Source organism: Streptosporangium sp. G12, from assembly GCF_052983175.1.
In genome coordinates, this window is sequence record NZ_JBRIQO010000050.1 from 1 (window position 1) to 26,520 (window position 26,520).

Consider the following 26,520-nt stretch of genomic DNA (forward strand, 5'->3'; position numbering starts at 1 on the left):
CCGGAGCCTGTGAACCGTGAACCTCAACGCGACCTCCTCCTTGTGGGGTAGTTGCTGTTGGAATCCCCCGCCTTCAGGCGGGGGAGGATGTCAACACCCAGACCTCCGGCGCGCAGGTGATCCTCGCGGTCACCAACAGCGGGCCCGTCATCCCCGGCGACCAGATCCAGCGCCTCTTCCACCCCTTCCAGAAACTGGCGCCCGAACGTCACGGCCGCCGCGACGGCTACGGCCTCGGACTCGCCATCGTCGGTGCCGTCACGCGAGCCCACCACGCCACCCTCACCACCGGCACACGCCCCGAAGGCGGCCTGTCCATCACCGTGCGGTTCGCGCGCGGGTCCCATCCGGACCACCCCTGACGGCAGGGGCCGGCCCGCGTGCGCGCCGAGACGTCGGCGGCCTCGCTCAGAGGATGTCGTGCCCGTCCGGCCCGTCCGCCAGGCGTGCCGCCCTGGCGTGCAGGTAGCGCTGCTGCGGGAGGCCGGTCGCGCGCTGGGCCGCCTCCCGGTAGCGGTCACGGGCCGCCACGTGATCACCGGCCATCTCCAGTAGGTGCGCGCGGACCGCGTGCAGCCGGTGGTCCTCGGCGATCCGCCCGTCGGCCGCGAGCGGATCGAGCAGGCCGAGCCCGGCGTGCGGGCCGCGGGCCATGGCCACCGCCACCGCGTGGTTCAGCGCCACCATCGGGTTGTCGGAGATGCGCATCAGCAGCTCGTACAACGCGGCGATCTGCGGCCAGTCGGTCGCCTCGGCGCTCGGCGCCTCGTCGTGGATCGCGGCGATCGCCGCCTGGAGCCGGTACGGGCCGGCCGTCCCCCGGGGGAGCACGCCGGTGATGAGCGCCACGCCCTCGGCGATGGCCTCCGCGTCCCACAGGCTCCGGTCCTGCTCGGCCATCGGGACCAGCGAGCCGTCCGGCCCGGTACGCGCCGGCCGGCGCGCGTCGGTGAGCACCATGAGCGCGAGCAGCCCCGTCACCTCGCCGTCGTCGGGCAGCAGCCGGTGGACCATCCGGGTCAGCCGGATCGCCTCCGCCGACAACTCGACGCGCTGCAGGTTCGGCCCCGAGGTGCTGGCATAGCCCTCGTTGAAGATCAGGTAGAGCACGTGCAGGACCACGCGGAGCCGTTCGGCGCGCTCCGGGCCCGAGGGGATGCCGAACGGGACGCCGCTGTCCTTGACGCTGCGCTTGGCCCGGGTGATGCGCCGGGTCATGGTCGCCTCCGGCACGAGGAACGCCCGGGCGATCTCCGCGGTGGTCAGGCCGCCGACCACCCGCAGGGTGAGCGCGATCTGCGAGGCCGCCGACAGCGAGGGGTGACAGCACATGAACAGCAGGATGAGCGTGTCGTCGGACTCCGAGGCGGGCCGGTCGGCGGCGGGCGCGAGCCACTGGCCGGGCAACGTCCATCGGGCGACGGTGTCCTCACGGCGCCGGCGCGCCTGCTCGGCGCGCAGCAGGTCGGTCAGCCTGCGTGAGGCGACCGTGATCAGCCAGCCCAGCGGGCTGTCGGGGACGCCGTCCTCGGGCCACTGCGTGGCGGCGGCGAGGAGCGCCTCCTGCGTCGCGTCGTCGGCGGCGTCGAAATGCCCGTAGCGCCGTACCACCGCGCCGAGGACCTGCGGCGCCAGGCGGCGCAGCAGGTCCTCGAACTCGGTGTCGGGCACGGAGACGATCAGATCGCCAGCTCGCCCTGGAACTCCTCGACCGGCCGTACGTCGGCGTAGGAGTTCGCGGCGATGTCCCCGGGGGCGGGGCACTCCCCGAGGCGGGCGGCGATCTCGGTCGCCCGGTCGAAGCTCTCGCACTCCACGATCCAGTAGCCGGCCAGGACCTCCTGGGTCTCGGCGTAGGGGCCGTCCGTCACGACCGGGACACCGTCCTTCGACCCCACCCTGCGGGTGTGGACCGGAGCGGCCAGCCCTCGCGTCTCGACGAACTCACCGGACTCCTCCAGATCCCTGGAGAACGCCTGCATGAACGCGTGCATCGGCGCGAAGTCCTCCGGGGACAGGGCCGGCCGGTCGCCGTCCTTGCCCGCCATGGCGTCGTAGTCCCGCTGCGAGCCGTACATCAAGATCATGTACTTCATGGTCTCTTCCTCTCCGCCGGCGCCGCCGTGGCGCCCGGCACCGGAGACGTCGGAGCCGCGGGCCTCCACCGGACATCCGCCCGCGACCGGATCGCGAAATCGCCGGATCGCCGCCCGCTCGCGCCGGCTCCCCAGGTTATGCGACGCCTCCGCCGGCCGGCGGTCAGGTGGCGGGAATCAGGCCGGGGCCCACGACGTGCTCCCGGTGGGGCTCGGGGTCGTTCTGGTCGTGCCGGAAGTGCCCGGCGCACCAGACGACGACGCTGGTGGCGCTGACGCTCTCGCCGTTGACGAAGCGGTTCAGCATCGCCCGGTTCTACGGGGTTCGGGGCCGGAACGGTGGATGGCGGCGACTCCACCCGCCTCAGCCACGGTCGAGCCGGATGGCGATGTCGAGCACCTGCCGGTTGGCGGGGAAGAGGCCGTAGCTGTAGTTGACGGCGCCGGTGAGCAGGTTGATGCCGTAGAACCCGTAGCGCCCGCCGACCTTCAGCGCGGCGAAGGCGCTGTTGGAGACGGTGACGCCGTTGCGCAGCGAGCTGTGGACGTCGAAGCCCGCCGCGCCGGTCGCGGCCACGCGCAGGTTGCCGGTCGTCACCAGCGTGCCCGCGTTGGCCGGGGACTGCAGGCTCATCCGGTCGGACGTGGTGTCCACGTCGAAGAGCGTGGTGGCGGTGGCCGGACTGAGGTCGTTGTTGGTGTATCCGGCGCCCGAGACGCCGATCGCGACCGCTTCCGCGACGACCGGCGTGAAGGACGGGTCACTCGACGGACCGGCCGTCGGGGCGGTCGGCGGGCGGGTCTGCGAGCCGGTCAGCGGCCCGTCGGCCACGGTCTGCCCCGCGGTCGGCGCGCCCGTCGGGTCGTCGAGGTTGTGGCGCAGGTTCTGCCCGGTGTCGCTGATCACGCGCAGCCGGTCGGCGGCGGGGTTGAAGTCGACGCCGAAGTCGACGCCGCTCAGCGGCACGGTCAGCTGCGATACCTTGACCGCCCTGGCCGGCCCGCTGAGCGTGTAGACGCCGCCCTGGTTCCCGACGCCGTACAGCTTGCCGTTGCGCACGCGGTAGTCGATGCCCACGAGAGCGGTGTCGCCGGCGAGCCCGCGGACCCTGCCGAGGTCGCGGGTGCGGCCGGGGGAGCGGATCTCGAAACCCACCAGGCGCTGGTCGCCGGTGAGCCCGATGACGTCGATGCCGGGCCTGCGCCCGGCCATCGCCGGCGCGCTGCCCGTCACGCCGCCCGCCACCGTGCCCAGCGCCACCACGGCGGCGATGAGTGTCCTTCGCATGTGCCCCTCCTTCTGCGGTCGGGTGCCACGGCACCCGCGTCTTCGGCGACAAGGCCGTTACGGATCGCAGAGACTTCATCACACACGGCGACGGTGTGGCCTGCGAAAGGGCCGCGGATCACCGGCGTGTCTGGGATCGGCGGGGGATCCGCCTCGCCCGCACCCGGACGGAGCCTGGCGAAACCAGCGAAACCCCGCCCCCGCGCTCACCGGGTCCACCTGAGGCCCCGGCACGACGGGAACCGCGTCCCGCCGCGCCCGCCCGGATCAGGCAAGGGCGGGAGCTCCGCCACGAGTGCGCTGGGCGCACCCGAACGAACACCCATCACCCCGAGTTTTTCAAGACCGCCGCCATGCGAATCGCCCTGCTCATCGATCTCGTGCGGTGAATCGAATCGGCGGCACGTCGGTTTGAAATGTTTCCGCCCACCTTGGCGAGGTAGAGGTATGGCTCGAATAGCGTGATCACAGCGGGGTCCGGCTTCTTCGGTGGACGAAAGGGGATTGACATGAACGATCGTCGAGGTCGTATATGGCGATATGGTCTTCTCGGTCTCGTCGACATGAGAGAAAACGGAACCCCCATGTCACGAGTGGCTCTTTTCGGCTTCGCGGTAGGTGTCGTCGGAGGCTTCCTGGCGAGCCTCCTCTACATGTGGTTCGACACCGAGGCCGGGCAGGCCTTCGTCTTCAGCTGGCCGAAGGCCGTCACCTACACGATTTTCATGGGGCTGATGGCGGCCTTTATCTCCGTCCTCAACGTGCGCAGATACCGGAAGAAGGCGGCCCGAACAGCATCCGGCTCGACAGGGCGCGTCACGACCAGCGAAATCCGATAAGCATTCCGATCTCACGAGCTCCGAACGGACGGATGGTTTTCGACCGCGCTCTCCGATCCCGACGGGGAAATCCGGGCGTGTGACGCGGGTCCCGTTCACGCCCTGAAGTGTTCCGGACAGGGGGCCTTAACCGGAACGGTTCGCGGAACACCTATACGGAACACCCTGACCTGGGGCCTGTTCCGGTTGCGCGGTGTTCCGCTGAGGGATCCCCTAACGGAACAGCCCCGGCCCCGAGGGCGGCGCAAAGGTTCGCGAATCTTCCGTCCGGGCCGGGCCGGTCAGAGGTGTGCGCGGGCTGGGGCGGACCGGTGGGGGGCGTTCCAGCGGTCGGCGATGGCGGCGGCCCGGGCGAAGTGGGCGGCGGCCTCGTCGTCTTCGGCGCCGTCCGGATCGCGCAGGTCGCCGATGGTGCCGGGGGCCGGGTCGGGAAGCAGGAAGTCGTAGGCGCCGTGCACGCCGAGGTGCCGGCTGACGAAAGGCGATAGCCGGGCCATGTCCTCCTCGCGAACCGGACAGCCCTGCGCCTTCAGCTGACGGACGGCCGCATCCAGGTAGACGGTCGTCCCTGGAACGACACAATTCAGAACAAGCCCGAGGACGCCGAGCTGGTTTTCAAGACCACGTTCATAGCGGTGGTGGAACTCGCCCTTCTCGCCGTGGCAGATCTTGCGGGCCGGGGCGTGGCGGGCCCTCCTGCAGGTTGCGGATGTGCTTGATGTCGCGCCGACCGTCGAGACCCCCCATGCCGACGCCGTCGAGATCGACGAGACCGACGGCGCCGCCATCTTCGGGGCTCGCGTGGAAGCGCTCTTGACCACGCTGGGAGAGGCAGATCGCTGGAGGCGGCAGCATCGCCGCGTTCGCACCGGCGCCTCGACCGGCCACAAGATGGTGGGCCTGGCCGGCGACCCCGGCAAGCCGCCCGAGTACCTCCCCAACGGCGCCAAGACCCACGGCCTGGGCTACCTGCGCGGCCTGGACCGCCGCCAGGCGACCATGCGCCCGCTGATCCCGCGCGACCGGTTCGAGATCGCGTCCCGTCCGGCGGCCGGCCGGTTCGACACCCTCACGCTCGGCTTCTCCTGGGTAGTTCGCCGTTGTCCCGCCCGGAGCCGCCGGGCGGGACAACACCCCGCTTGAAGAAGGGCAGGTCATGACCGTTTTTCGTGGAGAGTTCAGTCCGTTCCGGATGTCCGTCCGGTTCCGGACGTGGGTGTCGTGCGCGCTGGTCATGCCTGCGTGGCTGTCGGCGGTGCGGCCGGAGGCCCGGAAGGCGATCACCCGGGCGCCCTTCCGGCTGGTGGCCCTACACTTGCGCGAGCGGATTCAGGGCGGAGGGCGGCAGCGTGCAGACGGAAAAAAGCGGCGTCCCTGCTACCTGTTTAGACGCGGTACTTGAACGCATCACCTATGCCAACGAGGAGACCGGCTACACCATCGCCCGGGTGGCCACCGACCGCTCCGGCGCCGACCTGCTGACCGTGGTCGGGCCGCTGCTGGGCGCCCAGCCGGGTGAGTCGCTGCGGCTGACCGGGCGCTGGGCCTCCCACCCCAAGTACGGCAAGCAGTTCGAGGTGTGGTCCTACACCACCGTGCTGCCCGCCACCATCCAGGGCATCCGGCGCTACCTGGGCTCCGGGCTGATCAAGGGCATCGGGCCGAAGATGGCCGAGCGGATCGTCGACCACTTCGGCGTCGACACCCTGGAGGTCATCGAGACCACCCCCGAGCGGCTGGTCGAGGTTCCCGGGCTCGGCCCCAAGCGGACCAAGATGATCGGCGTCGCCTGGGAGGAACAGAAGATCATCAAAGAGGTGATGATCTTCCTGCAGGGGGTCGGCGTGTCCACCTCGATCGCGGTCCGCATCTTCAAGCAGTACGGCGACAAGTCCATCACGGTCGTCAGGAGCGAGCCGTACCGGCTGGCCGACGACGTGTGGGGCATCGGCTTCAAGACCGCCGACACCATCGCCCAGGCCGTGGGCATCCCGCACGACAGCCCCGAGCGCGTCAAGGCGGGCCTGCGCTACACCCTGTCCCAGGCCGCCGACGACGGCCACTGCTACCTTCCTGCGCCCAACCTCATCGGCGACGCGGTGAAGATCCTGGAGGTTCCCGCCGAGCTGACCGCGCGGTGCCTGGAGGAGCTGGTCGCCGAGGAGGGCGTGGTCCGCGAGGACGTCCCGGTCGGCGACGGCAGCGTCCCGGCGGTCTACCTGGTGCCCTTCCACCGCGCCGAGCTGTCCCTGGCGGGGGCGCTGCGCTCCCTGCTGGCCTGCGAGCACGACCGGCTGGGCGCCTTCGCCTCCGTCGACTGGGACGCGGCGCTGAAATGGCTGCGCACCCGGACCGGCGCCGAGCTCGCCGAGGAGCAGGCCCACTCGGTACGGCTGGCGCTGACGGAGAAGGTCGCCGTGCTGACCGGCGGTCCCGGCTGCGGCAAGAGCTTCACCGTACGCTCCATCGTCACCCTGGCCCGCGCCAAGAAGGCCAAGGTGATCCTGGCCGCGCCCACCGGCAGGGCGGCCAAGCGCCTGGCGGAGCTGACCGGCCACGAGGCCACCACCGTGCACCGGCTGCTGCAGCTGCGTCCCGGCGGGGACGCCACCTTCGACCGCGACAACCCGCTGGACGCCGACCTGGTCGTGGTCGACGAGGCCTCGATGCTGGACCTGCTGCTGGCCAACAAGCTGGTCAAGGCCGTCGCCCCGGGCACGCACCTGCTCTTCGTGGGAGACGTCGACCAGCTGCCCTCGGTCGGCGCGGGCGAGGTGCTGCGCGACCTGCTGGCCGCCGAGGAGGAGATCCCCCGGGTGCGGCTGACCCACATCTTCCGCCAGGCCCAGGAGTCGGGGGTGGTCGTCAACGCCCACCGGGTCAACACCGGCCTGCCCCCGGCGCTGGAGGGCATGACCGACTTCTTCCTGTTCCCCTGCGAGGAGCCCGAGGAGATCGCGGCGCTGACCGTGGACGTGGTCGCCAACCGTATCCCGCGCAAGTTCGGCCTCAACCCGCGCCGCGACGTGCAGGTCCTGTCGCCGATGCACCGGGGCCCGGCCGGGGCCGGCAACCTCAACAACGCGCTGCAGGAGGCGCTGACCCCCTCCAGGGAGGGCATGCCCGAGCGCCGCTACGGCGGGCGGGTCTTCCGAGTCGGCGACAAGGTCACCCAGCTGCGCAACAACTACGAGAAGGGCGCGGCGGGGGTGTTCAACGGCACCGTGGGCATGGTGGTCGACATCAGGCCCGACGACCACAAGCTGACCGTGCTGACCGACGAGGACGAGAACGTCGAGTACGCCTTCGACGAGCTGGACGAGCTCGCCCACGCCTACGCGGTGTCGATCCACCGCTCCCAGGGCAGCGAGTACCCGGCGGTGGTCATCCCGCTGTCCACCAGCGCGTGGATGATGCTGCAGCGCAACCTGCTCTACACCGCGATCACCCGGGCCAAGAAGCTCGTCGTCATCGTCGGCTCGCGCCGCGCGCTGGCCCAGGCGGTGCGCACCCGGGGAGCCGGGCGCCGCCACACCAGCCTCACCCACCGCCTGCGCGGCCACTGAGGGCCCGTACGGACCGCGGTGCCGGGCCGTCCGGGCCGGCCTCCAGGCCGGTGAGGCCCAGCAGGCGGGCCAGGGCCTCGTGCCCGGCGCGGGTGACGTTCAGGGCACGCCCCGAGCCGATCCGGCCGACCCAGCCGCGCTCCAGCGCGGTCGCGCACAGCACGGCCCCGGCGGTTCCGGCCAGGTGGTGACGGCGTTCGGTCCAGTCCAGGCAGGGCCGGGCCAGCGGGCGCCGCCCGCCGCCGGGCAGCGGTGCCCCCAGCTCGACGGCGAACCACGACAGTCCCTCGTCGCTGAGCGCGAACCCGGCGTCCTGGCGCAGCAGGCCGCGGGTGGTGAGCGCGTCGGTGATCGCCACGCCGAGCCGCCCGGCCAGGTGGTCGTAGCAGGTACGGGCCCCGGCCAGCGCGCGGGCCGCGCTCGCGGCACGCAGCGTCGCGGGCCGGGCGGCCCCGAGGCCGGCGTGGGCGGCCAGGTCCTCGATGAGCCGGGCCACCTCCGGCCCGGCCAGGCGCACGTACCGGTGGCGTCCCTGGCGCTCCTCGGCCAGCAGGCCGCCGCCGACGAGCTGGGACAGGTGCTCGCTGGCGGTCGAGGCCGCGACCCCCGCGTGCCGGGCCAGCTCCCCGGCGCTCCAGGCCCGCCCGTCCAGCAGGGTCAGGCAGAACGTGGCACGGGTGCCGTCGGCGAGCAGGGCGGCCAATGCCGCCAGCGGGACCGGAGCGGTCGACGTCATGGTCTCCATCCTCGGCGGGGAACGCTTCGGCGCCGGCCGAGGCGTTCCCCGCTATCGCCGGCCGGCGGCGCTCACTCCTGCTCCTGGGGGAGCTTGAAGAGCTGGTCGAGGGCGGTCACCCGCAGCAGGTGGCGCAGGTAGGGGGTGAGGGCGACGATCCGCATGGTGATGCCGTGCTCGCCCGCGGAGTTGTAGACGTTGATCAGGGCAGCCACCCCCGAGGAGTCGATGAACTCCAGGCCCGACAGGTCCAGGTCGAGGTTGCGCACCTCCCCGGGCAACAGCTCCTGCGTGAAGCCGAAGAGCTCGGGGGCCGTGTCGTAGTCGAGGTCACCGCTGAGGACGAGCAGGGTGGTGTCCGGAGCGGTGACGCGCACCTCGGTACGGAACGGGGTCTTGTCGAACATCAATCGTCAGATCTCCTGATCGGTGCCGGGGACGGGTGCCGCCTCGATCCCCTGGACCAGCATGTGGCGGGCACGGGGGAAGTCTCGCAGCTCGTCGTGGAAAACGCGCAATCCCACCGTCAGGGCCTCGGTGGGGACGCCGCGTGCCGCGAGTACGGCGCCGGTCCAGCCGATGAAGCCGGTGAACAGCGGCGCGTCGTCGACGTACAGGGCCGCGGACAGGAAGTCGAGCAGGTGGCCCAGGTCGGCGGCGGTGGCGTCGAGCTGGTGGAGGTCGTAGGCCGCCATCGGCGGGTAGGCCCGGGCGAGGGTCTCCATCGCCCGGGTGAGCAACTCGGCGCGCCGGCGCGTCAGGTGGGTGTACTCCTCGTCGGCGAGGTGGGCCGGCGCGTCGGCCGGGCGGGGCGGGCCGGTCAGGTCGCCGCGCTCCAGCCGGTCGGCCGCGACGTCGGCGGTGGGCGCCCAGGCGTCGGCGCCCAGCAGACGGGCGTAGCGGCCGTCGGGGCCGAAGCCGGCCCCACCGGCCATGACCGGCACGCCGACGGCCTGGCAGGCGGTGAGGGTGGCGTGCGCCCGGGGCAGGCGGGTGGGCAGCGCGCAGCCCAGCGCGACCGCGTCGGGCCCGGTCTGGTGCAGGTGGGTGATCAGGTGCGGGCCGGGCACGCTGGCGCCCAGGAAGTCGACTCGCCAGCCGCGCAGGCGCAGGACCTCGGCCAGCAGGCGGGTGGGCAGCGCGTGGTACTCGCCGTCGGCGCAGGCGACGGTGAGGCGCCCGCGGGTGGGCTCGGGCCGGACGCGGGCGGCGATCGCGGCGACGGCGCGCTCGCTGACGGCGGTGGCGCCGTGCTCGCGGGCGATGGACCACTCGTTGGCCGCCCACAGCTCGCCGACGCGCCGCTGGGCGGGGGCGATGAGCTCCAGCAGCAGCCGCTCGGCGTCCACGCCCTCCCCCAGCAGGCCGAGCACCAGGTCGATGGCGGCGAACTCGTCGGCCCGCCCGATGTGCTCCAGGTATCGCTCGACGGCCTCGCGCAGGTCCGCGGCCGTGTCTCCGGCGCCTCCCGCGCCCGCCGCGCTCCCGGTGCTCAGCGAGGTGCTCAGCGAGGTGCTCAGCGTGCTCATCGGGCCGGCCTCGCCTGCACAGCCAGCAGTGCCCGGTCGTCCTGGACGTCGCCGCCCAGCCAGTCGGTGCTGATCTGCTCCAGCCGCTCGACCAGTGCCGCGACCGGCATGCCCGCGCAGCCGGCCAGGGCGGCCTTCAGCCGCTGGGCGCCGTACATCTCCCTGCCGGTGGGGCCGCCGAAGGCCTCGGTGATGCCGTCGCTGTAGAGCAGGCACACCTCGCCGGGAGCCAGGTCGACGCCGACGGGGGCCAGGACGGTGTCGGCGAACGCGCCGAGCATGGAGCCGTGGGCCGTGCTCTCCTGCACGGTGCCGTCGAGGCGCAGGATCAGCGGCGCCGGGTGCCCGGCGACCGCCAGGTCCACACGTACGTGCCCGTCCGGGGCGGCGCTGAGCGTGCCGAGCACCAGGGTGGCGTAGGAGTTGGGCGTGGGCGAGCCTCGCAGGGAGCGGTTGAGCAGGGCCACCAGCTGCTCGGGGCGCTCTTCCAGCAGCAGCAGCGTGCGCAGGCAGTGGCGGATGTGCCCGGTCAGGACGGCGGCGCGGGCGCCCTTGCCGCAGACGTCGCCCAGCACCACCAGCGGCTCGCCGGGCCTGCCGGTCTCGGGCAGGTAGACGTCGTAGAAGTCGCCGCCGATGAGCCCGGCCTGGCGGGCGGCGCGCAGCGATCCGGCCAGCTCCAGGCCGGCCAGGGCGGGCAGCGGCGGGGGCAGCAGGTCGTTGCTGAGGATCGCGTTGGTGGCGCTCTGCTCCTGGTAGAGGGCGGCGGCGGAGATGGCGGCCCCGGCCCGGGCGGCGAAGATCCGCACCAGGGTCTCGGCGTCCTCGTCGAAGGGCGGGCCGTCCTCGTGACGGGCGAGCACGAGCGCCCCTGCGGGCACCCCGTTGCCGGGCAGCGGGGTGACGAGGAGGTGCCCGGCCGCCCCGAACCTGTCGGGCAGCAGCCAGCCGGGCACCTGGCCCGGATCCAGCCAGCGGCTGGGCACGGGCGGGAAACCCGCCAGCGCCTCGGCCAGGCCGGGCACCTGCGCGGTGTCGGCGACGGCGACGTTGCCCTCCTGCAGGGAGCGGTCGGTGCTGGTCAGGCGCAGCCAGCCGGCGTGGCGGCGCCCCGAGGGCGGCAGCACGACCATGGCGGCGTCGGCCAGGAAGGGGATGGCCAGCTCGATCGCGGTACGGGCGCAGCGGCGCATGTTGAGCGAGGCCGACAGCCTGCGGCCCGCCTCGATGAGGAAGTCGGTGCGTCGGCGCTCGGCCAGCAGCGCGTCGGTCCTGGCGGACTCGGCGGTGACGTCACGCAGGTACCAGGCCCGGTGGGTGAGGCCGAAGACCTCGCGGCGCACCCGGATCCGGCGCTGCCCGTGATCGCTCTCGCGGCTCTCGCCCTCGGCGTGTTCGCCCTCGAACAGGGGCGCGGCCGGGCCCGAGCACAGGGGGCGGCCGGGGACGATCTCGGGTGCCATCTCGGCCGCGGCGGCGTTCAGCATCACCACGACGCCGTCGGTGCCGCACAGCACGACCCCCTCGCCGCCGGCCTCCACGATGGCGCGCAACAGCTCTTCGCCCGGCGCCCGCGGGACGTCGCGCTCATCACCCGCTGCGAGGTCGGTGTCGCTGTCAAGGCCGGCGTCCGGGCCGGCGGTGAGCGCGTGGCCGGGGTCGCGCAGGGGAGGTCTTGTCATCACCCAGGACTTCCGTGTGAAGAGGGATCGATCAGATTATCTTCCGTCCGCCGTCAGGGCGGGCCGGGGGATCCGGTACGCGACGCCAGGGGTTTTCCACCGTCCCGTGCCCCTCGGGGGGCCGTTGATGCGGCCGGGGCGCGACGGCTTGTGGCCGGATGTCGCCCGCGCGGGCGCTCACCTCGCCGGAGCGGCCGTTTTACGTCCAGCCTCGTGACGTGGCCACTTTGCCTTTTCCTGACTCTCGGTTGGCATTTTTCTGACTTTACGAAGAGTCCGAAACGTTACCAAATCGGGCGCAACCATGTTCAGTCATCATGCATCTCCTATTAGTGTTTTAAGAGCAGTTTGCTGTAGTTGGGGAGAGAAATTGTGCTGATCGTGGAACGCCGACGCCTCAGGACGCCGCTGGCCGGTCTGGCCCTGGCGACCGCGGCGGTGCTGGTCACCGCCTGCTCCGGAGGGGCGGCCCCGGAGGCCTCCGCCGGTCCCGGCTCCGGATCGGGCGCCGTCGCCGCCACCGCTCCGGCCGCGACGGAGATAAAGATCAGTCCGGCCAAGGGCAGCAAAACCGTGCGCCCGAACAAGAAGGTCGTCGTCGCGGCCTCCAACGGCGCGTTGGAGGAGGTCACCGTGGAAAGCGGCGGCCGGGAGCTGGAGGGCGACTTCGACGCCGAGCGCACGAAGTGGGTCTCCTCCACGCCCATGATCCCGGACAGTGACTACACCGTGTCGGCCCGGGCGGTGGACGGCACGACCGCCGCCAGTTCCTTCAGGACGCTCAAACCCGAGCACGAACTCGAGGTGGCGGACGTGACCCCGGCGATCAAGGGGGAAAAGGTCGGCGTGGGGGCGCCGATCATCGTCACCTTCAACCAGCAGATCGCCAACAAGGCCGGAGTGGAGAAGGCCCTGGAGGTCAAGGCACAAAAGCCGGTTCAGGGCGCGTGGCGGTGGATCAACGACACAACCGTGATCTACCGGACCGCCAAGTTCTGGCAGCCGCACCAGAAGGTGACTTTCACCGCCCGTCTCAAGGGCGTGCAGGGCGGCAAGGACATGTACGGCGTGAAGGACATGACCAAGGTCATCCGGATCGGCGCGGCCCAGATCTCCACGATCGACACCCGCAAGCACAAGATGATCGTCAAGCGGGACGGCAAGGTCGTGCAGACCATGCTGATCAGCGCGGGCAACGCCACCACCCGCGAGTACACCACCACCAGCGGCGTCCACCTGGCGATGGGCAAGGCCAACCCCGAGCGCATGATCTCCCCGGGCCGCAAGAAGGGCGACCCCGGCTACTACGACCTGATGATCAACCACGCGGTCCGTTTCTCCAACAGCGGCGAGTACGTGCACGCGCTGAACAACGTGTGGGCCCAGGGACGCCGGAACGTCAGCCACGGGTGCATCAACTCCCGCCCCGACCAGGCCCGGTGGTTCTACAACCAGGTCCAGCGCGGCGACGTGATCACCATCAGGGGCACCGACCGCGAGATGGAGTGGAACAACGGCTGGGGCTTCTGGCAGATGTCGTTCAAGGAATGGCGCAAGGGCAGCGCCCTGGCCTGACCACCCCGGCTCAGGAGCCCGCCCGCGGCGGCTCGCGGGCGGGCTCCGGGCTCCGGGCCTGGTGACCTCGGGTGTGATCTCGGGGCGGCGGTAAGGGCGGCGGAAAACGGGCCGCGTCCGGCCGGGCGGGCGCGGTAGCGTGTGCGGCGAACACGCGACGGCGGGCAGACGGGGCCGGCGGCGGGCAGACGGCGGGCGCGACGGGCAGACGGCGGGCGCGGCCGATGAGGACGTTCTCGGGGAGGACCGTGTGAGGCTCCAGGCGCAGGTGCTCATCTTCGACGCCGACGACACGCTGTGGGAGAACAACGTGCTGTTCGAGCGGGTCGTCGAGGACTTCCTCGACTGGCTGGCGCATCCGACCCTGGAGCGGGTCCAGATCCGCGCCGTCCTCGACGACATCCAGGCGGCCAACGCCGTCACCCACGGCTACGGCAGCACGATGTTCCTGCGCAGTCTCGGCGAGTGCTTCGAGCGGCTGAGCGAGCGTCCCGCGACCGAGGCCGAGCGCCGCCGCATCGACGAGCTGGCCCTGGCCCTCGTCGAGCGCCGGGTGGAGCTGGTCGAGGGCGTCGCCGAGACGCTCACGGCCCTGGGCGAGCGCCACGAGCTGCTGCTGCTCACCAAGGGCGACCTGGACGAGCAGCGGCGCAAGCTGGAGGCCTCGCGGCTGGCCCACCACTTCCGTGACGTGCACATCGTGGCGGAGAAGGACGTCGGCACCTACCGGTGGCTGGCCCGCGAGCACGCGCTGGCGCCCGCGACGACCTGGATGATCGGCAACTCCCCGAAGTCGGACATCCTTCCGGCCCGGCAGGCGGGGATGAACGCCGTGTTCATCCCCAACGACCACACCTGGGCGCTGGAGCAGAGCGACCTCGACCCCGGTGACGAGCGGGTGCTGCGACTGGGCAGGTTCCCCGAGCTGCTGGACCACTTCTGAGGGATGGCCCCAGGTCCCGTCGGCGGCGGCCACGCCGGGCCGGGTGAGGCGTTCGGGATCGACGACCCTGTCGTGGAGGGCCTCGTCGACGCCCGACCGCAGGGCCGCGTCCTTGCCGGCTCGTACAGGCCCGTACGGGGCTCCGAGCCGAGCCGGCGCATGTTCGGCTGCGTGCCGGAGCCGGTCTGCCAGACGTACAGCGGGGTCACCGTCAGGCACCCCTGACCGGCCGGTAGTGCGGCTGCCACATCGCGTCCTGGACCTGCTGGACGGGGTCGGGCAGGTCCACGCGGGCCAGGTCCTCGGCGGCGGCCTGGCGGGCGACGGCGACGGCGACGGTGGCCGAGACCTCCCGCAGGTCGCCGACCGGGGGCAGCAGCGAGGCGCCGGGGGCCGAGACGTCGGCCATCGAGGCGACCGCCTCGGCCGCGGCCTGGAGCATGCCGTCGCTGACCCGCCGGGCGCGCGAGACGATCACCCCCAGTCCCAGCCCCGGATACAGCAGGGCGTTGTTGGCCTGGCCGATGGTGTGGGTGAGGCCGTCGTGGGTGACGGGGGCGACCGGGATGCCGGTGGCGACCAGGGCGCGGCCGCCGGTCCAGCGGATCAGGTCCTCGGGCATCGCCTCGATGCGGCTGGTCGGGTTGGAGATGGGGAAGATGACGGGCCGCTCGACGGCGGCGGCCATGGCGCGCACGATCTCCTCGGTGAAGGCGCCGTGCGCGGTGGAGGTGCCCAGCAGCACGGTCGGGTGGACGCGGCCGACGACCTCGCCCAACCCGATCCCGTTCTCCTTGGCGTCCCTGAGCCAGCCGGTGACCTCCGAGGCCGGGCGGGCGTAGGGGGCCTGGAAGTCCCGCAGGCCCGACATGTCGTCGGTCAGCAGGCCCTGCCTGTCGACCGCCCAGATCCGCCGGGTGGCCTCCCGGGGGTCCAGGCCGTCGCGCACCATCGCGTCGCGCAGCTGGTCGGCGATCCCGATGCCCGCCGTACCGGCGCCGAAGACGACGATCCTCTGGTCGCGCATGGGGGTGCCCGAGACGCGGGCGGCGCCCAGCATGGCCGCCAGCACGATCGCGCCGGTGCCCTGCATGTCGTCGTTGAAGGTGGGCAGGCGGCCGGTGTACCGCTCCAGGATGCGCCGGGCGTTGGAGGGGCCGAAGTCCTCCCAGTGCAGCATCGCGCCGGGGAAGCGGGCGGTGGCCACCGAGACGTAGGCGTCGACGAAGTCGTCGTAGCGCCGCCCCCGTACCCGCGAGTGCCGGTTGCCGATGTAGAAGGGGTCGTTGAGCAGTCTCTCGTTGTCGGTGCCGACGTCCAGCGCCACGGCGACGACCCGGGCGGGGTCGACTCCGGCGGCGGCGGTGTAGACGGCCAGCTTGCCGACGGCGATGCCCGCGCCGCCGCCCACCCCCCAGTCGCCGATGCCGAGGATCTCCTCGGCATCGGAGGCGACGATCAGGTCGACGTCGCCGGGTTCCAGGCCCAGATTGGCGAAGGCCCGCTCGATGCCCGCCGCGTCGTCGACCGACAGGTAGAGGCCCTGGGGGCGGCGGTACTCGTGGCTGTAACCTTCGATCGCCCGGGCGATCGTCGGGTCGTAGACGATCGGCAGCATCTCGGACAGGTGATCGCTCAGCAGCCGGTAGAACAGCACCTCGTTGCAATCGTGCAGCGCCGTCAGGTAGATGTTCTTGCGCAGGTCGTCCGGTTGCGTCAGATACTGCGTGTACGCACGGCGCGCCTGCTCCTCCAGCGTCTCGACCGCCGCCGGCAGGAGCCCGTCCAGGTCCAGTTCCTCGCGTTCGGCCGGGGTGAAGGCGGTGCCCTTGTTCAGCAGCGGGTTGTCCAGGACCTCCAGGCCGCGTCCCGGGGTGGTGTAGCTTCCGTCGGGGTTCTCCGTGAAGCCGCGGCGCGTCCGTGCGGGCTGCCGGTTCCTGCCCGGCGAGATCGTCTTCCCCATGGTCTTTCCCGTCCGTCGGCGTTCCCCGGCCGCACGCCCGGTGTGCGGGCCCCTACTCGCTGTGCCCTCCCCGGAGCACGGCGACGAACGCCATAATCAGGACAAAGATTCTCTTTGCTGCTTGCTGGCCCCTTTTCGGAGAACTGCCGTTTTCAGAGGAGGGCGAGCTGTGCCTGCCGGGGCAGGGCCAGCGGCAGGGGCTGCTCGGGCCGCGTCGGGCCCATCCCGTAGCGGGCGGCCAGCCGCGACACCTGGCCGGTCAGGCCGCGCACGTAGCCGGGTTCGGCGTCGGCGCCCCTGCCGTACAGCTCGGCGTAGCGAGGCGCCAGCGCCGGATGGTGCTCACCCAGCCAGGCGAGATACCACTCACGGGCACCGGGGGGCAGGCGCAGCACGTGCGGGACGAGACTGACGGCCCCGGCGTCGGCGACGCGGCGCACGGTGGCCGCGAGCTGGTCGGGGGAGTCGGTCAGCAGCGGCAGGATCGGCGCCATCGCCACCCCGCACGCCACCCCCCGCTCGTTCAGCTCGGCCACCAGCTCAAGGCGTTTTTGCGCGCTGGGGGCGCCGGGCTCCACGCTGCGGCGGATCCGGTCGTCGACGAAGGCGATCGAGACCACCACTCCGGCCCCCGGGGTGGCGGCCAGCAGATCGGCGTCACGCAGGATCAACCGGCTCTTGGTGAACACGGTGAACGGCGCTCCGGCCTCTCGCAACGCGGTGACCAGGCCGGGCATCAGCCGGTAGACCTCTTCGGCGCCCTGGTAGCAGTCGCCCCCCACCCCCACGGTGACGTGCTCGCCGTCCCAGCGCGATCCCAGCTCCGCGCGAAGTCTCCGCACGATGTTGGTGCGCACCACGATCCGGGAGTCGAAGTCGCCTTCGGCGTTCAGCCCCAGGTAGCGGTGTCCCCGGCGCACCGAACAGTAACGGCAGGCCTGGGCACACCCCCGGTAGGGGCTGACCGCCCAGCCCTCGGGAACGCGGTCCAGCGCGGTGCGCGCCTGCACCTCGTAACAGGTCAGGGTCCCGTGGACCCTGGTCAGCGCGGAGCGCTCGATGCGCGGCCTGACGTCGGGCGGCGCGGCGAGCAGGGCGGGCGCGTCCCATGGCATGCGGCCCAGTGGAACACGCTTTCGACACCGCTCGCAAGCCGGGCAGGTCGTGGCGCCGGACGGTCTCGCCCCCGGTACCCGGCCATCACCGATCAACGGGAAATGGTATGTTTATGCCGATTTTTGGGGGAGTGGGGGGAATTATGGCGTGGTTGATCCTGGCCGGGGCGATCATCGCCGAGATCGTGGCGACCACCGCCCTCAAGCTGAGCGACGGGTTCGCCCACAAGGGCTGGTCGGTCCTCGTCGTCGCCGGTTACGCCGCCGCGTTCATCCTGCTGGCCCAGGCGCTCAAACTGCAGATGGAGGTCGGCACCGCCTACGCGGTCTGGGCCGGGGTGGGCACCGCCGCCATCGCCGCCATCGGCGTGCTCTTCCTCGGTGAGACGATCAGCCTCGCCAAGATCGCGGGCATCGTCCTGATCATCGGCGGTGTCGTGGTGCTCAACCTGGCCGGAAGCGCCCACTGACCCCCTGCCCGAGCCCGCCGATAATGGCTCGCCCGCCGCGCGGCGGGCGGCCTAGTCTGGCCCGGTGCTGAAGCCCTCCTATCCCATCCGGACCGACCGTCTGATCCTGCGTCCCTACACCCCGGCCGACCTCGACGGCCTGTACGCCATCCACCGCCTGCCCCAGGTCGCCCGCTACCTGTACTGGGAGCCACGCGACCGCGAGCAGACCCGCGAGGCACTGGAAAGAAAGATCGGCGAGACGGCACTGCTGGAGGAGGGACAGTCCCTCACCCTGGCGGTGGAACTGGCCGCCACCGGCGAGCTGCTCGGTGATGTCCTCCTCATCTGGCACAGCCGCTCACAGCGCGCCGGCGAGATCGGCTACGTCTTCCACCCCGGCCACCACGGCAGGGGATACGCCACCGAGGCCGGCCGGGTCATGCTGGAACTCGGCTTCGACGGCCTGGGCCTGCACCGCATCGTCGGCCGCCTGGACGCCCGCAACGAGGCCTCGGCCCGGGTGCTGGAGAAACTCGGCATGCGCCGCGAGGCCCACTTCGTCGACAACGAGATCGTCAAGGGCGAGTGGACCAGCGAGCTCGTCTACGCCATCCTGCGGCGCGAGTGGCGCGCCCGGCACTGAACCACCCCTGGGCCGGCTGGATGAGAAGGACCTCGTCCCGCCGGCGAACACGGCCGCGGCCACGCGCTCCGGCGTCGCCCCGATGCCGAAGTTCCTCGCGCGGCGGGAGGCGCGCCTCCCGCCGCGCGAGGACGGCCCGCGGGCCGCGGTGCTCGGCCGGCGGTCAGGGGCAGGCGGGCGTGGCGTCGTCGGTCGGGGAGGCTTTCAGGCCAGCAGGGTGTGGGCCAGGCCGACGGCGGCTCCGGCGGCGATGTACCAGGCGTTGTTGAGCCTGGTCCTCCACAACAGCGCCAAAGTGGCCAGGGCGATCGCGGCGGTGAGGGGATCGACGATCGCGGTTCGGCCGAGCTGGAAGGAGACGCCGGCCATGAGGGCCAGGGCGGCGACGTTGAGGCCGTCGAGCAGGGCGGAGGTCCAGGCGCTGGAGCGGAGTCTGTCGGTGAGTTTGGTGAGCAGGCCGACGAAGACGAAGGACGGCAGGAAGATGGCGACGGTGGCCAGGAACGCTCCGACGGGGCCGGCGATGAGGTAGCCGACAAAGGTGGCGGTGGTGAACACCGGGCCCGGGGTGACCTGGCCGACGGAGACGGCGTCGACGAGCTGCGGGCCGGTGATCCAGCCGAGCCGCTCGACGAAGTCGCCGCGCAGGAAGGCCAGCAGTACGTAGCCGCTGCCGTACAGCACCGATCCGATCTTCAGCATGGTGAGGAACAGCTGCGCCAGCTGGCCCCCGGTGGGATCGGGGAAGAGCGGCGAGCCCAGGCCGAGCAACGGCAACGCGAGCATCCCGTGCGCGGCCTCCTGGCGGCGGCGGAACACCTGCGCCGCCGCCGCGAGCATCGCACCGGCGGCCATCACGAGCAGCTCGTTGATCCCGAGCAGGTAGGCGGCCAGGGCGGCGACGGCCAGCAGCGCGAACCACACGTTCTTGATCACCGTGCGCAGCAGGCCGAACAACGCGTGCGCGATGATGGCGATCACCGCCGGGACGATGCCGTACAGGATGCCCGCGACGGCGGGTGTCGTCCCGTAGGTGACATAGGCCCAGGCCAGAGCGGTGACGATCAGCGCGGCCGGGAGGATGAAGCAGAGGCCGGCGGCGATCAGACCGCGCCGGCGGGCGCGGTCGAAGCCCAGGTGGATGGCCAGCTCGGTGGAGTTGGGGCCGGGGATGAGGTTGGTGGCGCCCATCAGGTCGACGAACCGCTCGTCGCTGACCCACCCGCGGCGGCGTACCAGCTCATCACGCATCATCGCGGTGTGCGCGGCCGGGCCGCCGAAGGCGATGGTGCCGAGCTTGAGAAACAGCAGCGCCACCTCCCGCACCGTACGCCAGGACACCTTGCCGTCTTCGGGGCCGGCGGCCGGACCGCCGGCGGCCTGTTCGTCTGCCACTGTCACTCTTTCCCGTGGTCGTGCGGATCGCCCGGTACGAAGGCCCGCATCGAGGCCCGGGTGACAGCCCGCGAGCGGACCGGAACGCCCGCCGAGCCAGATGCATCAAATTCGTTTGATGTATTATCACAACGTGATGACCCCGGCCCAACCCGCCCCGGCCTTCGTACGGCTGGCCGGCCATCCGCTGCGGTGGCGGCTGCTGACCGAGCTGGCCACGAGCGACTACCGGGTACGCGAACTGGTGGACCTGGTGGATCACCCGCAGAACCTGGTCTCCTACCATCTGCGGCTGCTGCGCGACGGCGGCCTGGTCACCACGCGGCGCAGCAGCGCCGACGCCCGCGACGGCTACTACCACCTGGACCTGGACCGCTGCGCCCACGCCCTGGCCGCCACCGGCCTCGCGCTGCACCCCGCGCTGCTCCTCACCCCGGACCCGCCCCGGCCACTCCCGGCGCCCGCGCGCCCGCTCACCGTCCTGTTCGCCTGCACCGGCAACAGCGCCCGCTCACCGATCGCCGAAGCCCTGCTGCGCCACCGCGGCGGCGGCCACATCGAGGTCGCCAGCGCGGGCAGCCACCCCCGGCCGCGCCTGCACCCCGACGCCGTCCGGGCCCTGCGCGAGGGCCACGGCATCGACCTCGGCGACCAGCGCCCCCGGCACCTGGACACCCTGGCCGGGCGCCACTTCGACCACGTCGTCAGCCTGTGCGACAAGGTCCGCGAGCTCTGCCCCGACTTCGGCGACCACTCCCGGCACATCCACTGGAGCATCCCCGACCCCGCCGCCGAGCAGGCCGGATACCCCGCCTTCGCCCGCACCGTGGCGGAGATCGACACCCGCGTCCGCCACCTGCTCCCCGTCCTCACCCCACGAGAGGCCCAGCCATGACCACACCCGACCAGCTCGCCACCGTCCGCTACCTCGTCGACGACGTGACCGCGGCCGTCGACTTCTACACCGCCCACCTCGGCTTCACCCTGCGCCTGGACGCCACGCCCGCCTTCGCCGACGTGGTACGCGGACCGCTGCGGCTCCTGCTGTCCGGACCCGCCAGTTCCGGCGCCCGCGCCACACCCCCGGGCACCCCCGCCGGCCGCAACCGCATCCATCTCATCGTCGGCGACCTCGACGCCGAGACCGACCGGCTCCGCGACGCCGGCCTGTCCTTCCACGGCGACGTGGTCGCCGGCCCCGGCGGACGCCAGATCCTGCTCACCGACCCCGCCGGCAACCTCATCGAACTCTTCGAACCCGCCCACACTCCGGCCGCCACCGCACCGGCCCGAGCCTGACCGGCGCCCACCGCGACCGCGTCCTGGCCGGCCTTCAACAGGTCCTCAGACCTTGCGACGGAACTCAGGGGGATATCGACCAGCGACTCCACGGAAGCCGGGGGACGTCATCCGGAGTGGCAGCGGTACGTCCCCGCCGACATCAACCGCATCGAGGCCATCACACCCGGCTGCGACGTCGGCACCGGCGACGGTCTGCGCGGTCACGACGATTGGTCGCGCCTGCAGTACGATCCCCGCCTGCACACCGACTTCTTCGGCGACGGCCCCCGGCTCAACCTGCCCGAGGAACTCACCGAACAGGCCGTCCTGGCCATGACGCAGAAGGCCGACCTGAAGGTCACCAAGACAGCCGACCGGGCCGAAGCGGTGGGAGGGGACACGATTGCCTCCGGGGTCGATGCCGGTAGCCCGCCTGGAGCCTTTGACCGGGGGCCACCGGAACACGGCAGCTGGCGGCACGCTCGTTGACGGCATTCCTGATCGGCGTGATCGCGATCACTGCGCAGGTCCTCCGGCAGCAGCTCGGCGAGGCCGTCCTGTGAAGTCAGGCCGGCCAGCCGGTCGGCGCCGGCCTCGTCTCCGGTCCGGGCCAGGTCGCAGAGGGTTCGCAATGATCGGCATCGGTTCCGCCGCTTTCGGCCGGCATCCGGTAGACACCGGCCACCGAGGAGTGGCGTCCTTTGTCACGGGTTGCCTTCAGGCTGTGGTGTGCAATAGATGGCGAACGCGCTGATCGCGTGTGCCCAGGCCGCGTCGAGGTCGGCGTCGGGCGGGAATCGGTTGGCCAGCTCGAGATCGACAAGGCCGTGTGCGAGGCCCCAGATGGCACGCGCGGCTGCGATGTCACCGCCGGTGACCTTCAGCAGGGGTGCGGCCGTCGCGGCCTCGACGCCGGACGCGAGACGTGAGCGATCCAGGGAATGGCGAGTACCGAGCTCGTAGAGGCGAGGGTGCTCAAGCGCCCATCGCCGGTAGGCGGCGACGAGCGTGGCCAGGTCGGCGCCGGCCCCGGCCAGCACGGCACCGAGCCGTTCCAGTGCGCGCTGTTGCAGTGCGGCTTCGATCTCGGCCTTACCGGCGATGTGTTTGTACAGTGAGGGTGCCTGGATCCGCAGTTCGTCGGCGAGGCGCCGCATGGTCACCGCGTCCGGGCCTTCACGTTCCAGGATCCGCTCGGCCGCGTCGACCACCTCGCCGCGGCGGCTCACCGGCGCCTCGGACGAGCCGGGATCGCTACCGGTGTCCTCATCAGGCGCGCTGGGCGGTGCCGCGCCAGTCCGGGGACGACATCCAACCGCGACTCAGCACGTAGGCGCCGACGAGGAGCACCGAGACGGTGCCATCCCAACCGGCGATTGTCGCGGTGTCGGCGATGCCGCCGTGAGCGGCGTAGAGCAGGGCGGTCACCGTGAGCGCGATCTTGTGGAAGATCACCAGCTCCCACACACCTCGGTAGCCGCGCGGCGCCAGCGCGAGCAGCACGAACAGTCCCGTGAAGACGACGAGGCCGTAGGCTCGCCAGGTCTCGACGACCTTGGTCGCGCCATCGGCGTCCCAAACCGTGCCGGCCGCGGTGAGCGCGGCGCCGGCGGCGCCGGCGGCGGCAAGCCACAGCATGATCCTTGCGATCCGATCGCGGCCGGATCGCGGCGACCTCACCGATGTGGTCGACACGGTGAAACCGTTGGTGATCATAAACCTTCCCCGGATCCGGTCAACATCGTTAGCCGGACCGTAGGCTAACGATGTTAGCCTCGTCAAGAGGCAGCCGGCCCAGAACGCTCCCGGTTGAACGACGGGCGCGGGCAGGGCAGCATGGCATCCGATGACCATTCTGCATCTCGCCCTGGCCTCCGACTGGGACGCCGCCCGGCAGGCGGGGGAGTACCGCGTCTCCACGATCGGCCGCACCCTCGACGACGTCGGATTCATCCACGCCTGCGCCGACCACGAGCAGCTGCGCGGCGTCGTGGAGCGCTTCTACCGCGACGTCACCGACCCCCTGGTGCTGCTGAGCGTCGACCCCGCCGGGCTCGACGTCCGCATGGAGGAGGTGCCCGGTGACTCACCCGAGGCGTTCCCGCACATCTACGGGCCGCTGCCGGTCACCGCGGTGACCGGCGTCCAGCCGTTCACCCCGCCCGGCCCCGGCCCGCTCAGTAGGCTCCGCGCATGACCGACGTATCCGGACCGACGATCCGCACCCTCGACTCCATGGTCGTCTACACCAACCCGTGGATCAGCGTGCGCGAGGACCGCATCGAGCGCCCCGACGGCTCCCACGGCATCTACGGTGTCGTGGACGCGCCGGACTTCGCCATCGTCATGCCCATGGAGAACGACGGGTTCCACCTGGTGGAGGAGTATCGCTACCCGGTGGGGCGCCGCACCTGGAACTTCCCCCAGGGCGGGGTGAAGGACAGCCCCTCACCCCTGGTCACCGCCCATACCGAACTGGCCCAGGAGACCGGCCTGCGAGCCACCTCGATGACCCACCTGGGGCGCCTGGACAACGCGCACGGCACGATGGGTCAGAACTACGACATCTTCCTCGCCACCGGCCTGACCGCCGGCGCCCACGAGCGCGAGCACACCGAACAGGACATGCGCCAGGACTGGGTGTCGCGCGCCGAGTTCGAACGGATGATCCGCAACGGGGCCATCACCGACAGCAACTCGATCGCCGCCTACGCCATGTTCCTGCTACGCGGGGCGGCCTGAGAGACCGGCCCGGCCGCCCCGGAGCCGGAAAACCCGATCGAGCATGGCCTGCAGCAGATCACCGCATCTGTACCGAATGTGGTGATCACATCCTCCATTTGACCGCTTCACGGCGGTACGCTCAGCCCATGTCGAACCCGATCGTCATCCTCTTCCTGACGGCGGTCGTCGTGGCGGCGGTCATCGCCCTGATCGTCTTCGCGGTACGAGCGGCACAACGTCCCAGAAACGCCCTGGTCGGCGGGGGAATCGGCCCCGAACTCGTCGAACGGCTCCTGGAGCTCAAGGCCTCCGGCCAGTTCGACCAGGCCGTCTTCCTGGTCCGTGGCGAGACCGGTATGAGCCACCGCGCCGCCGCCCGCTTCGTCAGGAAACTCAGGTCATCACCCCCGCCCTGACCTCCCATCCCACCCCCGCCCCCGTCCAGGGCGGGCGCCGGCCGAGGTGGCCGCCGCGCCCGCCCCGCTCGACCCTCCTCCCGCTCCGGCTCGGCCCGCCCCGGCGAGAATCCGCCGGGGCGGACCCTTGGGTACCCTGGGGGCGGCTTCGGCGGTGACGCCGGCGACACACGAGAACGCGCCGGCGCGAGAGCGCCACCCCCCGCCCACAGGCCACGGACGGCACCAACCGGCCGGCGGCACGTGATCCACCGGTCCGCGCCCCGCGTGACGCGAGACCGCCGGCACGGGGGAGACCACAATGCGCCCGACGAGGACCCGACGATGACGGCCCCCCGCCAGGAGGGCGCCCCACCGCCCGCGCGGACCGTGCGGGCACAGACCGTGTGGGCACAGACCTCCACCACCCCGCTGCGCGACTTCCTGCGCACGGAGACCGGCAGCGCCGTCATCCTGCTCGCCGCGACGCTGGCCGCCCTGGCCTGGGCCAATGTCGCCCCCTTCGCCTACGAGCGGTTCTGGCGCATCCCGCTGTCCGTCACCTTCGGGGACTCGGGCGTCTCCCAGGACCTGCGCCAGTGGGTCAACACCGGCCTGATGACGTTCTTCTTCTTCGTCGTGGGGCTCGAAGCGCGCCGGGAGTTCGACATGGGGGAGTTGCGCGACCGCAGACGGCTCGTCCTGCCCCTGGCCGCCGGGGCCGGAGGCATGATCGTCCCCGTCGCGATCTACCTCGGTCTCAACGCCGGCACCCCGGCCGTCCACGGCTGGGGCGCCGCCATGTCCACCGACACCGCGTTCGCCCTCGGCATGCTCGCCCTGTTCGGATCCCGCCTGCCCGCCCGGCTGCGCACCTACCTGCTCACCGTCACCGTCGTCGACGACCTGATCGCCCTCGCGGTCATCGCGATCTTCTACAGCGAGCGCGTCACGCCGGTACCGCTGCTGGCCGCGGTGGCCGTCTTCGCGGTGATCCTGGCGGTGCGCGCCGCCGGCGTACGCCACGGGTTCGTCTACGCCCTGCTGGGCGTCGCGGCATGGGTCGCGTTGCTGCGCTCCGGCGTCGAACCGGTCATCATCGGCCTGGCGATGGGACTGCTGACCTACGCCTCCCCGGCCTCCCGCGACGACCTGGAACGCGCCACCGACCTGTTCCGCCTCTTTCGCGAGCAGCCGACCCCCGAGCTGGCCCGCTCGGCCCGGGGAGGCCTCACCTCGGCGATCTCGCCCAACGAGCGGCTGCAACAGCTCTACCACCCCTGGACGAGCTACGTCGTCGTCCCCCTGTTCGCCCTGGCGAACGCCGGGATAACCCTCAGCGGCGACTTCCTGGCGCGAGCCCTCGTCTCCCCGATCACCCTGGGCATCCTGCTGGCCTACACGGTCGGCAAGCCCGTCGGGATCATCATCTCCTCCTGGCTGGTCACCCTGCTCGGCCGTGGCCGCGTCCGCCCGCCGGTCGGCTGGGCCGCCGTGACGGCCGGCGGCGCGATCGCCGGTATCGGCTTCACCGTCTCCCTGCTGATCGCCACCCTCGCCTTCGACGGCCCTCAGCTCCAGGAGGCCAAGTTCGGCATCCTCGCCGCGGCGGTGTGCGCGCCCGTCGTCACCTGGGCCGTCTCCCGCGCGACCGCGATGCTCCCGGCACGGCTGCGCGTCCGCGCCCTGCTGGGCACCGCCGAGACCATCATCGACCTGGCCGCTCCCGTCGACCCCGCCCGCGACCACCTTCGCGGCCCCGCCGACGCGCCGGTGACCGTCGTCGAGTACGGCGACTTCGAGTGCCCCTACTGCGGCCAGGCCGAACCGGTCGTGCGCCGCATCCTGGCCGACCTCGGCGACGTCCGCTACGTCTGGAGGCACCTGCCGCTCACCGACGTCCATCCCTTCGCCCAGCTCGCCGCCCAGGCCGGCGAGGCCGCCGCCGCGCAGGGAGCGTTCTGGCAGATGCACGACCGCCTGCTCGCCCACCAGGACCGCCTGCGTCCCTCCGACCTCATCGGCCACGCCCGCGACCTCGGCCTCGACGTCGAGCGCTTCCGCGCCGACCTCCACGACCACGCGGTCGCCGCCCGGATCGCCGCCGACGTCGACTCCGCCGACGTCAGCGGCGTGTCCGGCACGCCGACGTTCTTCATCAACGGGCGGCGCCACCACGGCGCCTTCGACCTCGACGGCCTCTCCTCGGCCATCCGGTCGGCCCGCGCCCGGGCCACCCTGGACTCGTCGCGGCGATAGGAACGAGTCCCTGGCCGGGCGCTCGAGCCCGTGCGCGGT

The 26,520-nt window shown here is 71.8% G+C and carries 29 protein-coding genes; 15 read left to right on the plus strand and 14 right to left on the minus strand.

All coding sequences use genetic code 11. The annotated features are described in order from the left end of the window. Nucleotides 1-62: 62 nt before the first annotated feature. Nucleotides 63-362 (plus strand): ATP-binding protein, encoded by a 300-nt coding sequence (locus ACVCAG_RS43795; RefSeq protein ID WP_440089569.1) that lies wholly within the window; start codon nt 63-65, stop codon nt 360-362. A 46-nt stretch (nt 363-408) separates the two neighbouring features. Here ACVCAG_RS43795 and ACVCAG_RS43800 read toward each other — a convergent pair whose 3' ends face one another. From ACVCAG_RS43800 to ACVCAG_RS43815, 4 genes are all read right to left on the minus strand, one after another. Beyond that, nucleotides 409-1,671, minus strand: a complete 1,263-nt coding sequence (locus ACVCAG_RS43800) for an RNA polymerase sigma factor (RefSeq protein ID WP_447191544.1) — start codon at nt 1,669-1,671, stop codon at nt 409-411. Nucleotides 1,672-1,679: 8 nt separating this feature from the next. Next, complete coding sequence (locus ACVCAG_RS43805; protein WP_440089522.1) at nt 1,680-2,096, minus strand: YciI family protein; 417 nt, start codon at nt 2,094-2,096, stop codon at nt 1,680-1,682. Between the two features lie 163 nt (nt 2,097-2,259). Continuing rightward, the gene (locus tag ACVCAG_RS43810) at nt 2,260-2,403 is read right to left on the minus strand and encodes a hypothetical protein (RefSeq protein WP_447191545.1); all 144 of its coding nucleotides are present in this window, start codon (nt 2,401-2,403) and stop codon (nt 2,260-2,262) included. Between the two features lie 57 nt (nt 2,404-2,460). After that, entirely contained in the window at nt 2,461-3,384 is a 924-nt protein-coding gene (locus ACVCAG_RS43815) for a DUF4394 domain-containing protein (protein WP_440089525.1), read from the minus strand. Nucleotides 3,385-3,893: 509 nt separating this feature from the next. Between ACVCAG_RS43815 and ACVCAG_RS43820 the strand changes: the two genes are divergently transcribed. Continuing rightward, the gene (locus ACVCAG_RS43820; protein ID WP_440089526.1) at nt 3,894-4,223 is read left to right on the plus strand and encodes a hypothetical protein; all 330 of its coding nucleotides are present in this window, start codon (nt 3,894-3,896) and stop codon (nt 4,221-4,223) included. Nucleotides 4,224-4,504: 281 nt separating this feature from the next. On the opposite strand, the gene ACVCAG_RS43825 is transcribed toward ACVCAG_RS43820, so the two are convergent. After that, nucleotides 4,505-5,011 (minus strand): Tn3 family transposase, encoded by a 507-nt coding sequence (locus ACVCAG_RS43825; protein WP_447191562.1) that lies wholly within the window; start codon nt 5,009-5,011, stop codon nt 4,505-4,507. Here ACVCAG_RS43825 and ACVCAG_RS43830 point away from each other — a divergent pair. Both ACVCAG_RS43830 and recD2 read left to right on the plus strand, forming a co-directional pair. Continuing rightward, nucleotides 4,935-5,366 (plus strand): hypothetical protein, encoded by a 432-nt coding sequence (locus tag ACVCAG_RS43830; protein WP_440089572.1) that lies wholly within the window; start codon nt 4,935-4,937, stop codon nt 5,364-5,366. The genes ACVCAG_RS43825 and ACVCAG_RS43830 overlap by 77 nt on opposite strands. 206 nt (nt 5,367-5,572) lie before the next feature. Further along, nucleotides 5,573-7,789, plus strand: coding sequence for an SF1B family DNA helicase RecD2 (recD2, locus tag ACVCAG_RS43835; protein WP_440089527.1), 2,217 nt, complete (start codon nt 5,573-5,575; stop codon nt 7,787-7,789). On the opposite strand, the gene ACVCAG_RS43840 is transcribed toward recD2, so the two are convergent. From ACVCAG_RS43840 to ACVCAG_RS43855, 4 genes are all read right to left on the minus strand, one after another. Beyond that, a complete protein-coding gene (locus ACVCAG_RS43840) occupies nt 7,764-8,525 on the minus strand; it encodes a helix-turn-helix domain-containing protein (RefSeq protein ID WP_447191546.1) in 762 nt (253 codons plus the stop codon). The two genes, recD2 and ACVCAG_RS43840, sit on opposite strands and share 26 nt — an antisense overlap. Before the next feature lie 71 nt (nt 8,526-8,596). After that, nucleotides 8,597-8,932, minus strand: coding sequence for an anti-sigma factor antagonist (locus tag ACVCAG_RS43845; RefSeq protein WP_440089529.1), 336 nt, complete (start codon nt 8,930-8,932; stop codon nt 8,597-8,599). Nucleotides 8,933-8,938: 6 nt separating this feature from the next. Then, the gene (locus tag ACVCAG_RS43850) at nt 8,939-10,054 is read right to left on the minus strand and encodes a cobalamin B12-binding domain-containing protein (RefSeq protein WP_447191547.1); all 1,116 of its coding nucleotides are present in this window, start codon (nt 10,052-10,054) and stop codon (nt 8,939-8,941) included. Beyond that, nucleotides 10,051-11,736, minus strand: a complete 1,686-nt coding sequence (locus ACVCAG_RS43855) for a SpoIIE family protein phosphatase (RefSeq protein ID WP_447191548.1) — start codon at nt 11,734-11,736, stop codon at nt 10,051-10,053. The genes ACVCAG_RS43850 and ACVCAG_RS43855 overlap by 4 nt, the downstream gene beginning before the upstream one ends. A 372-nt stretch (nt 11,737-12,108) precedes the next feature. On the opposite strand from ACVCAG_RS43855, the gene ACVCAG_RS43860 reads away from it, so the two are divergent. From ACVCAG_RS43860 to ACVCAG_RS43870, 3 genes are all read left to right on the plus strand, one after another. Further along, nucleotides 12,109-13,311: an Ig-like domain-containing protein gene (locus ACVCAG_RS43860; RefSeq protein ID WP_447191549.1), complete on the plus strand. Its 1,203-nt coding sequence runs from the start codon at nt 12,109-12,111 to the stop codon at nt 13,309-13,311. A gap of 250 nt (nt 13,312-13,561) precedes the next feature. Beyond that, the gene (locus tag ACVCAG_RS43865) at nt 13,562-14,254 is read left to right on the plus strand and encodes an HAD family hydrolase (RefSeq protein WP_447191550.1); all 693 of its coding nucleotides are present in this window, start codon (nt 13,562-13,564) and stop codon (nt 14,252-14,254) included. Between the two features lie 3 nt (nt 14,255-14,257). After that, nucleotides 14,258-14,479 carry a hypothetical protein gene (locus tag ACVCAG_RS43870; RefSeq protein ID WP_447191551.1) on the plus strand — a complete coding sequence of 74 codons (222 nt, stop codon included), beginning with the start codon at nt 14,258-14,260 and terminating at the stop codon, nt 14,477-14,479. Here the strand turns inward: ACVCAG_RS43870 and ACVCAG_RS43875 are convergent. Both ACVCAG_RS43875 and ACVCAG_RS43880 read right to left on the minus strand, forming a co-directional pair. Then, the gene (locus ACVCAG_RS43875) at nt 14,466-16,217 is read right to left on the minus strand and encodes an NAD-dependent malic enzyme (protein ID WP_447191552.1); all 1,752 of its coding nucleotides are present in this window, start codon (nt 16,215-16,217) and stop codon (nt 14,466-14,468) included. The genes ACVCAG_RS43870 and ACVCAG_RS43875 overlap by 14 nt on opposite strands. 152 nt (nt 16,218-16,369) lie before the next feature. Next, nucleotides 16,370-17,332, minus strand: a complete 963-nt coding sequence (locus ACVCAG_RS43880) for a radical SAM protein (protein ID WP_447191553.1) — start codon at nt 17,330-17,332, stop codon at nt 16,370-16,372. Nucleotides 17,333-17,475: 143 nt separating this feature from the next. Between ACVCAG_RS43880 and ACVCAG_RS43885 the strand changes: the two genes are divergently transcribed. After that, nucleotides 17,476-17,802, plus strand: a complete 327-nt coding sequence (locus tag ACVCAG_RS43885) for an SMR family transporter (protein ID WP_440089538.1) — start codon at nt 17,476-17,478, stop codon at nt 17,800-17,802. Nucleotides 17,803-17,866: 64 nt separating this feature from the next. After that, nucleotides 17,867-18,427 carry a GNAT family N-acetyltransferase gene (locus ACVCAG_RS43890; protein ID WP_440089540.1) on the plus strand — a complete coding sequence of 187 codons (561 nt, stop codon included), beginning with the start codon at nt 17,867-17,869 and terminating at the stop codon, nt 18,425-18,427. A 204-nt stretch (nt 18,428-18,631) separates the two neighbouring features. On the opposite strand, the gene chrA is transcribed toward ACVCAG_RS43890, so the two are convergent. Continuing rightward, the gene (gene chrA, locus ACVCAG_RS43895) at nt 18,632-19,822 is read right to left on the minus strand and encodes a chromate efflux transporter (RefSeq protein ID WP_447191554.1); all 1,191 of its coding nucleotides are present in this window, start codon (nt 19,820-19,822) and stop codon (nt 18,632-18,634) included. A gap of 136 nt (nt 19,823-19,958) precedes the next feature. Between chrA and ACVCAG_RS43900 the strand changes: the two genes are divergently transcribed. Together ACVCAG_RS43900 and ACVCAG_RS43905 are read left to right on the plus strand one after the other, a co-directional pair. After that, nucleotides 19,959-20,717, plus strand: a complete 759-nt coding sequence (locus ACVCAG_RS43900) for an arsenate reductase/protein-tyrosine-phosphatase family protein (protein ID WP_447191555.1) — start codon at nt 19,959-19,961, stop codon at nt 20,715-20,717. Beyond that, a complete protein-coding gene (locus ACVCAG_RS43905; RefSeq protein ID WP_440089543.1) occupies nt 20,714-21,121 on the plus strand; it encodes a VOC family protein in 408 nt (135 codons plus the stop codon). Before ACVCAG_RS43900 ends, ACVCAG_RS43905 begins: the two co-directional genes overlap by 4 nt. A 686-nt stretch (nt 21,122-21,807) precedes the next feature. On the opposite strand, the gene ACVCAG_RS43910 is transcribed toward ACVCAG_RS43905, so the two are convergent. Both ACVCAG_RS43910 and ACVCAG_RS43915 read right to left on the minus strand, forming a co-directional pair. Next, nucleotides 21,808-22,332, minus strand: a complete 525-nt coding sequence (locus tag ACVCAG_RS43910) for a WHG domain-containing protein (protein WP_440089544.1) — start codon at nt 22,330-22,332, stop codon at nt 21,808-21,810. Nucleotides 22,333-22,372: 40 nt separating this feature from the next. After that, entirely contained in the window at nt 22,373-22,819 is a 447-nt protein-coding gene (locus ACVCAG_RS43915; RefSeq protein WP_447191556.1) for a hypothetical protein, read from the minus strand. Between the two features lie 130 nt (nt 22,820-22,949). Here ACVCAG_RS43915 and ACVCAG_RS43920 point away from each other — a divergent pair, with 130 nt between their 5' ends. From ACVCAG_RS43920 to nhaA, 4 genes are all read left to right on the plus strand, one after another. Beyond that, nucleotides 22,950-23,300 carry a DUF952 domain-containing protein gene (locus ACVCAG_RS43920; RefSeq protein WP_440089548.1) on the plus strand — a complete coding sequence of 117 codons (351 nt, stop codon included), beginning with the start codon at nt 22,950-22,952 and terminating at the stop codon, nt 23,298-23,300. Then, nucleotides 23,297-23,845 carry an NUDIX domain-containing protein gene (locus tag ACVCAG_RS43925; protein WP_440089550.1) on the plus strand — a complete coding sequence of 183 codons (549 nt, stop codon included), beginning with the start codon at nt 23,297-23,299 and terminating at the stop codon, nt 23,843-23,845. The genes ACVCAG_RS43920 and ACVCAG_RS43925 overlap by 4 nt, the downstream gene beginning before the upstream one ends. Before the next feature lie 128 nt (nt 23,846-23,973). Next, a complete protein-coding gene (locus ACVCAG_RS43930) occupies nt 23,974-24,243 on the plus strand; it encodes a hypothetical protein (protein ID WP_440089551.1) in 270 nt (89 codons plus the stop codon). Nucleotides 24,244-24,567: 324 nt separating this feature from the next. Further along, on the plus strand, nt 24,568-26,481 hold the full coding sequence (gene nhaA / locus ACVCAG_RS43935) for a Na+/H+ antiporter NhaA (protein ID WP_440089552.1): 1,914 nt from the start codon (nt 24,568-24,570) through the stop codon (nt 26,479-26,481). Nucleotides 26,482-26,520: the final 39 nt, after the last annotated feature.

Bases quoted from the DNA above. Each gene is read 5' to 3' on its own strand.
- ACVCAG_RS43805 (WP_440089522.1), bottom strand. From the start codon at position 2,096: ATGAAGTACATGATCTTGATGTACGGCTCGCAGCGGGACTACGACGCC.
- ACVCAG_RS43810 (WP_447191545.1), bottom strand. From the start codon at position 2,403: ATGCTGAACCGCTTCGTCAACGGCGAGAGCGTCAGCGCCACCAGCGTC.
- ACVCAG_RS43815 (WP_440089525.1), bottom strand. From the start codon at position 3,384: ATGCGAAGGACACTCATCGCCGCCGTGGTGGCGCTGGGCACGGTGGCG.
- ACVCAG_RS43820 (WP_440089526.1), top strand. From the start codon at position 3,894: ATGAACGATCGTCGAGGTCGTATATGGCGATATGGTCTTCTCGGTCTC.
- ACVCAG_RS43825 (WP_447191562.1), bottom strand. From the start codon at position 5,011: ATGGCGGCGCCGTCGGTCTCGTCGATCTCGACGGCGTCGGCATGGGGG.
- ACVCAG_RS43840 (WP_447191546.1), bottom strand. From the start codon at position 8,525: ATGACGTCGACCGCTCCGGTCCCGCTGGCGGCATTGGCCGCCCTGCTC.
- ACVCAG_RS43845 (WP_440089529.1), bottom strand. From the start codon at position 8,932: ATGTTCGACAAGACCCCGTTCCGTACCGAGGTGCGCGTCACCGCTCCG.
- ACVCAG_RS43850 (WP_447191547.1), bottom strand. From the start codon at position 10,054: ATGAGCACGCTGAGCACCTCGCTGAGCACCTCGCTGAGCACCGGGAGC.
- ACVCAG_RS43855 (WP_447191548.1), bottom strand. From the start codon at position 11,736: ATGACAAGACCTCCCCTGCGCGACCCCGGCCACGCGCTCACCGCCGGC.
- ACVCAG_RS43870 (WP_447191551.1), top strand. From the start codon at position 14,258: ATGGCCCCAGGTCCCGTCGGCGGCGGCCACGCCGGGCCGGGTGAGGCG.
- ACVCAG_RS43875 (WP_447191552.1), bottom strand. From the start codon at position 16,217: ATGGGGAAGACGATCTCGCCGGGCAGGAACCGGCAGCCCGCACGGACG.
- ACVCAG_RS43880 (WP_447191553.1), bottom strand. From the start codon at position 17,332: ATGCCATGGGACGCGCCCGCCCTGCTCGCCGCGCCGCCCGACGTCAGG.
- ACVCAG_RS43885 (WP_440089538.1), top strand. From the start codon at position 17,476: ATGGCGTGGTTGATCCTGGCCGGGGCGATCATCGCCGAGATCGTGGCG.
- ACVCAG_RS43900 (WP_447191555.1), top strand. From the start codon at position 19,959: ATGACCCCGGCCCAACCCGCCCCGGCCTTCGTACGGCTGGCCGGCCAT.
- ACVCAG_RS43905 (WP_440089543.1), top strand. From the start codon at position 20,714: ATGACCACACCCGACCAGCTCGCCACCGTCCGCTACCTCGTCGACGAC.
- ACVCAG_RS43915 (WP_447191556.1), bottom strand. From the start codon at position 22,819: ATGATCACCAACGGTTTCACCGTGTCGACCACATCGGTGAGGTCGCCG.
- ACVCAG_RS43920 (WP_440089548.1), top strand. From the start codon at position 22,950: ATGACCATTCTGCATCTCGCCCTGGCCTCCGACTGGGACGCCGCCCGG.
- ACVCAG_RS43925 (WP_440089550.1), top strand. From the start codon at position 23,297: ATGACCGACGTATCCGGACCGACGATCCGCACCCTCGACTCCATGGTC.
- ACVCAG_RS43930 (WP_440089551.1), top strand. From the start codon at position 23,974: ATGTCGAACCCGATCGTCATCCTCTTCCTGACGGCGGTCGTCGTGGCG.
- nhaA (WP_440089552.1), top strand. From the start codon at position 24,568: ATGACGGCCCCCCGCCAGGAGGGCGCCCCACCGCCCGCGCGGACCGTG.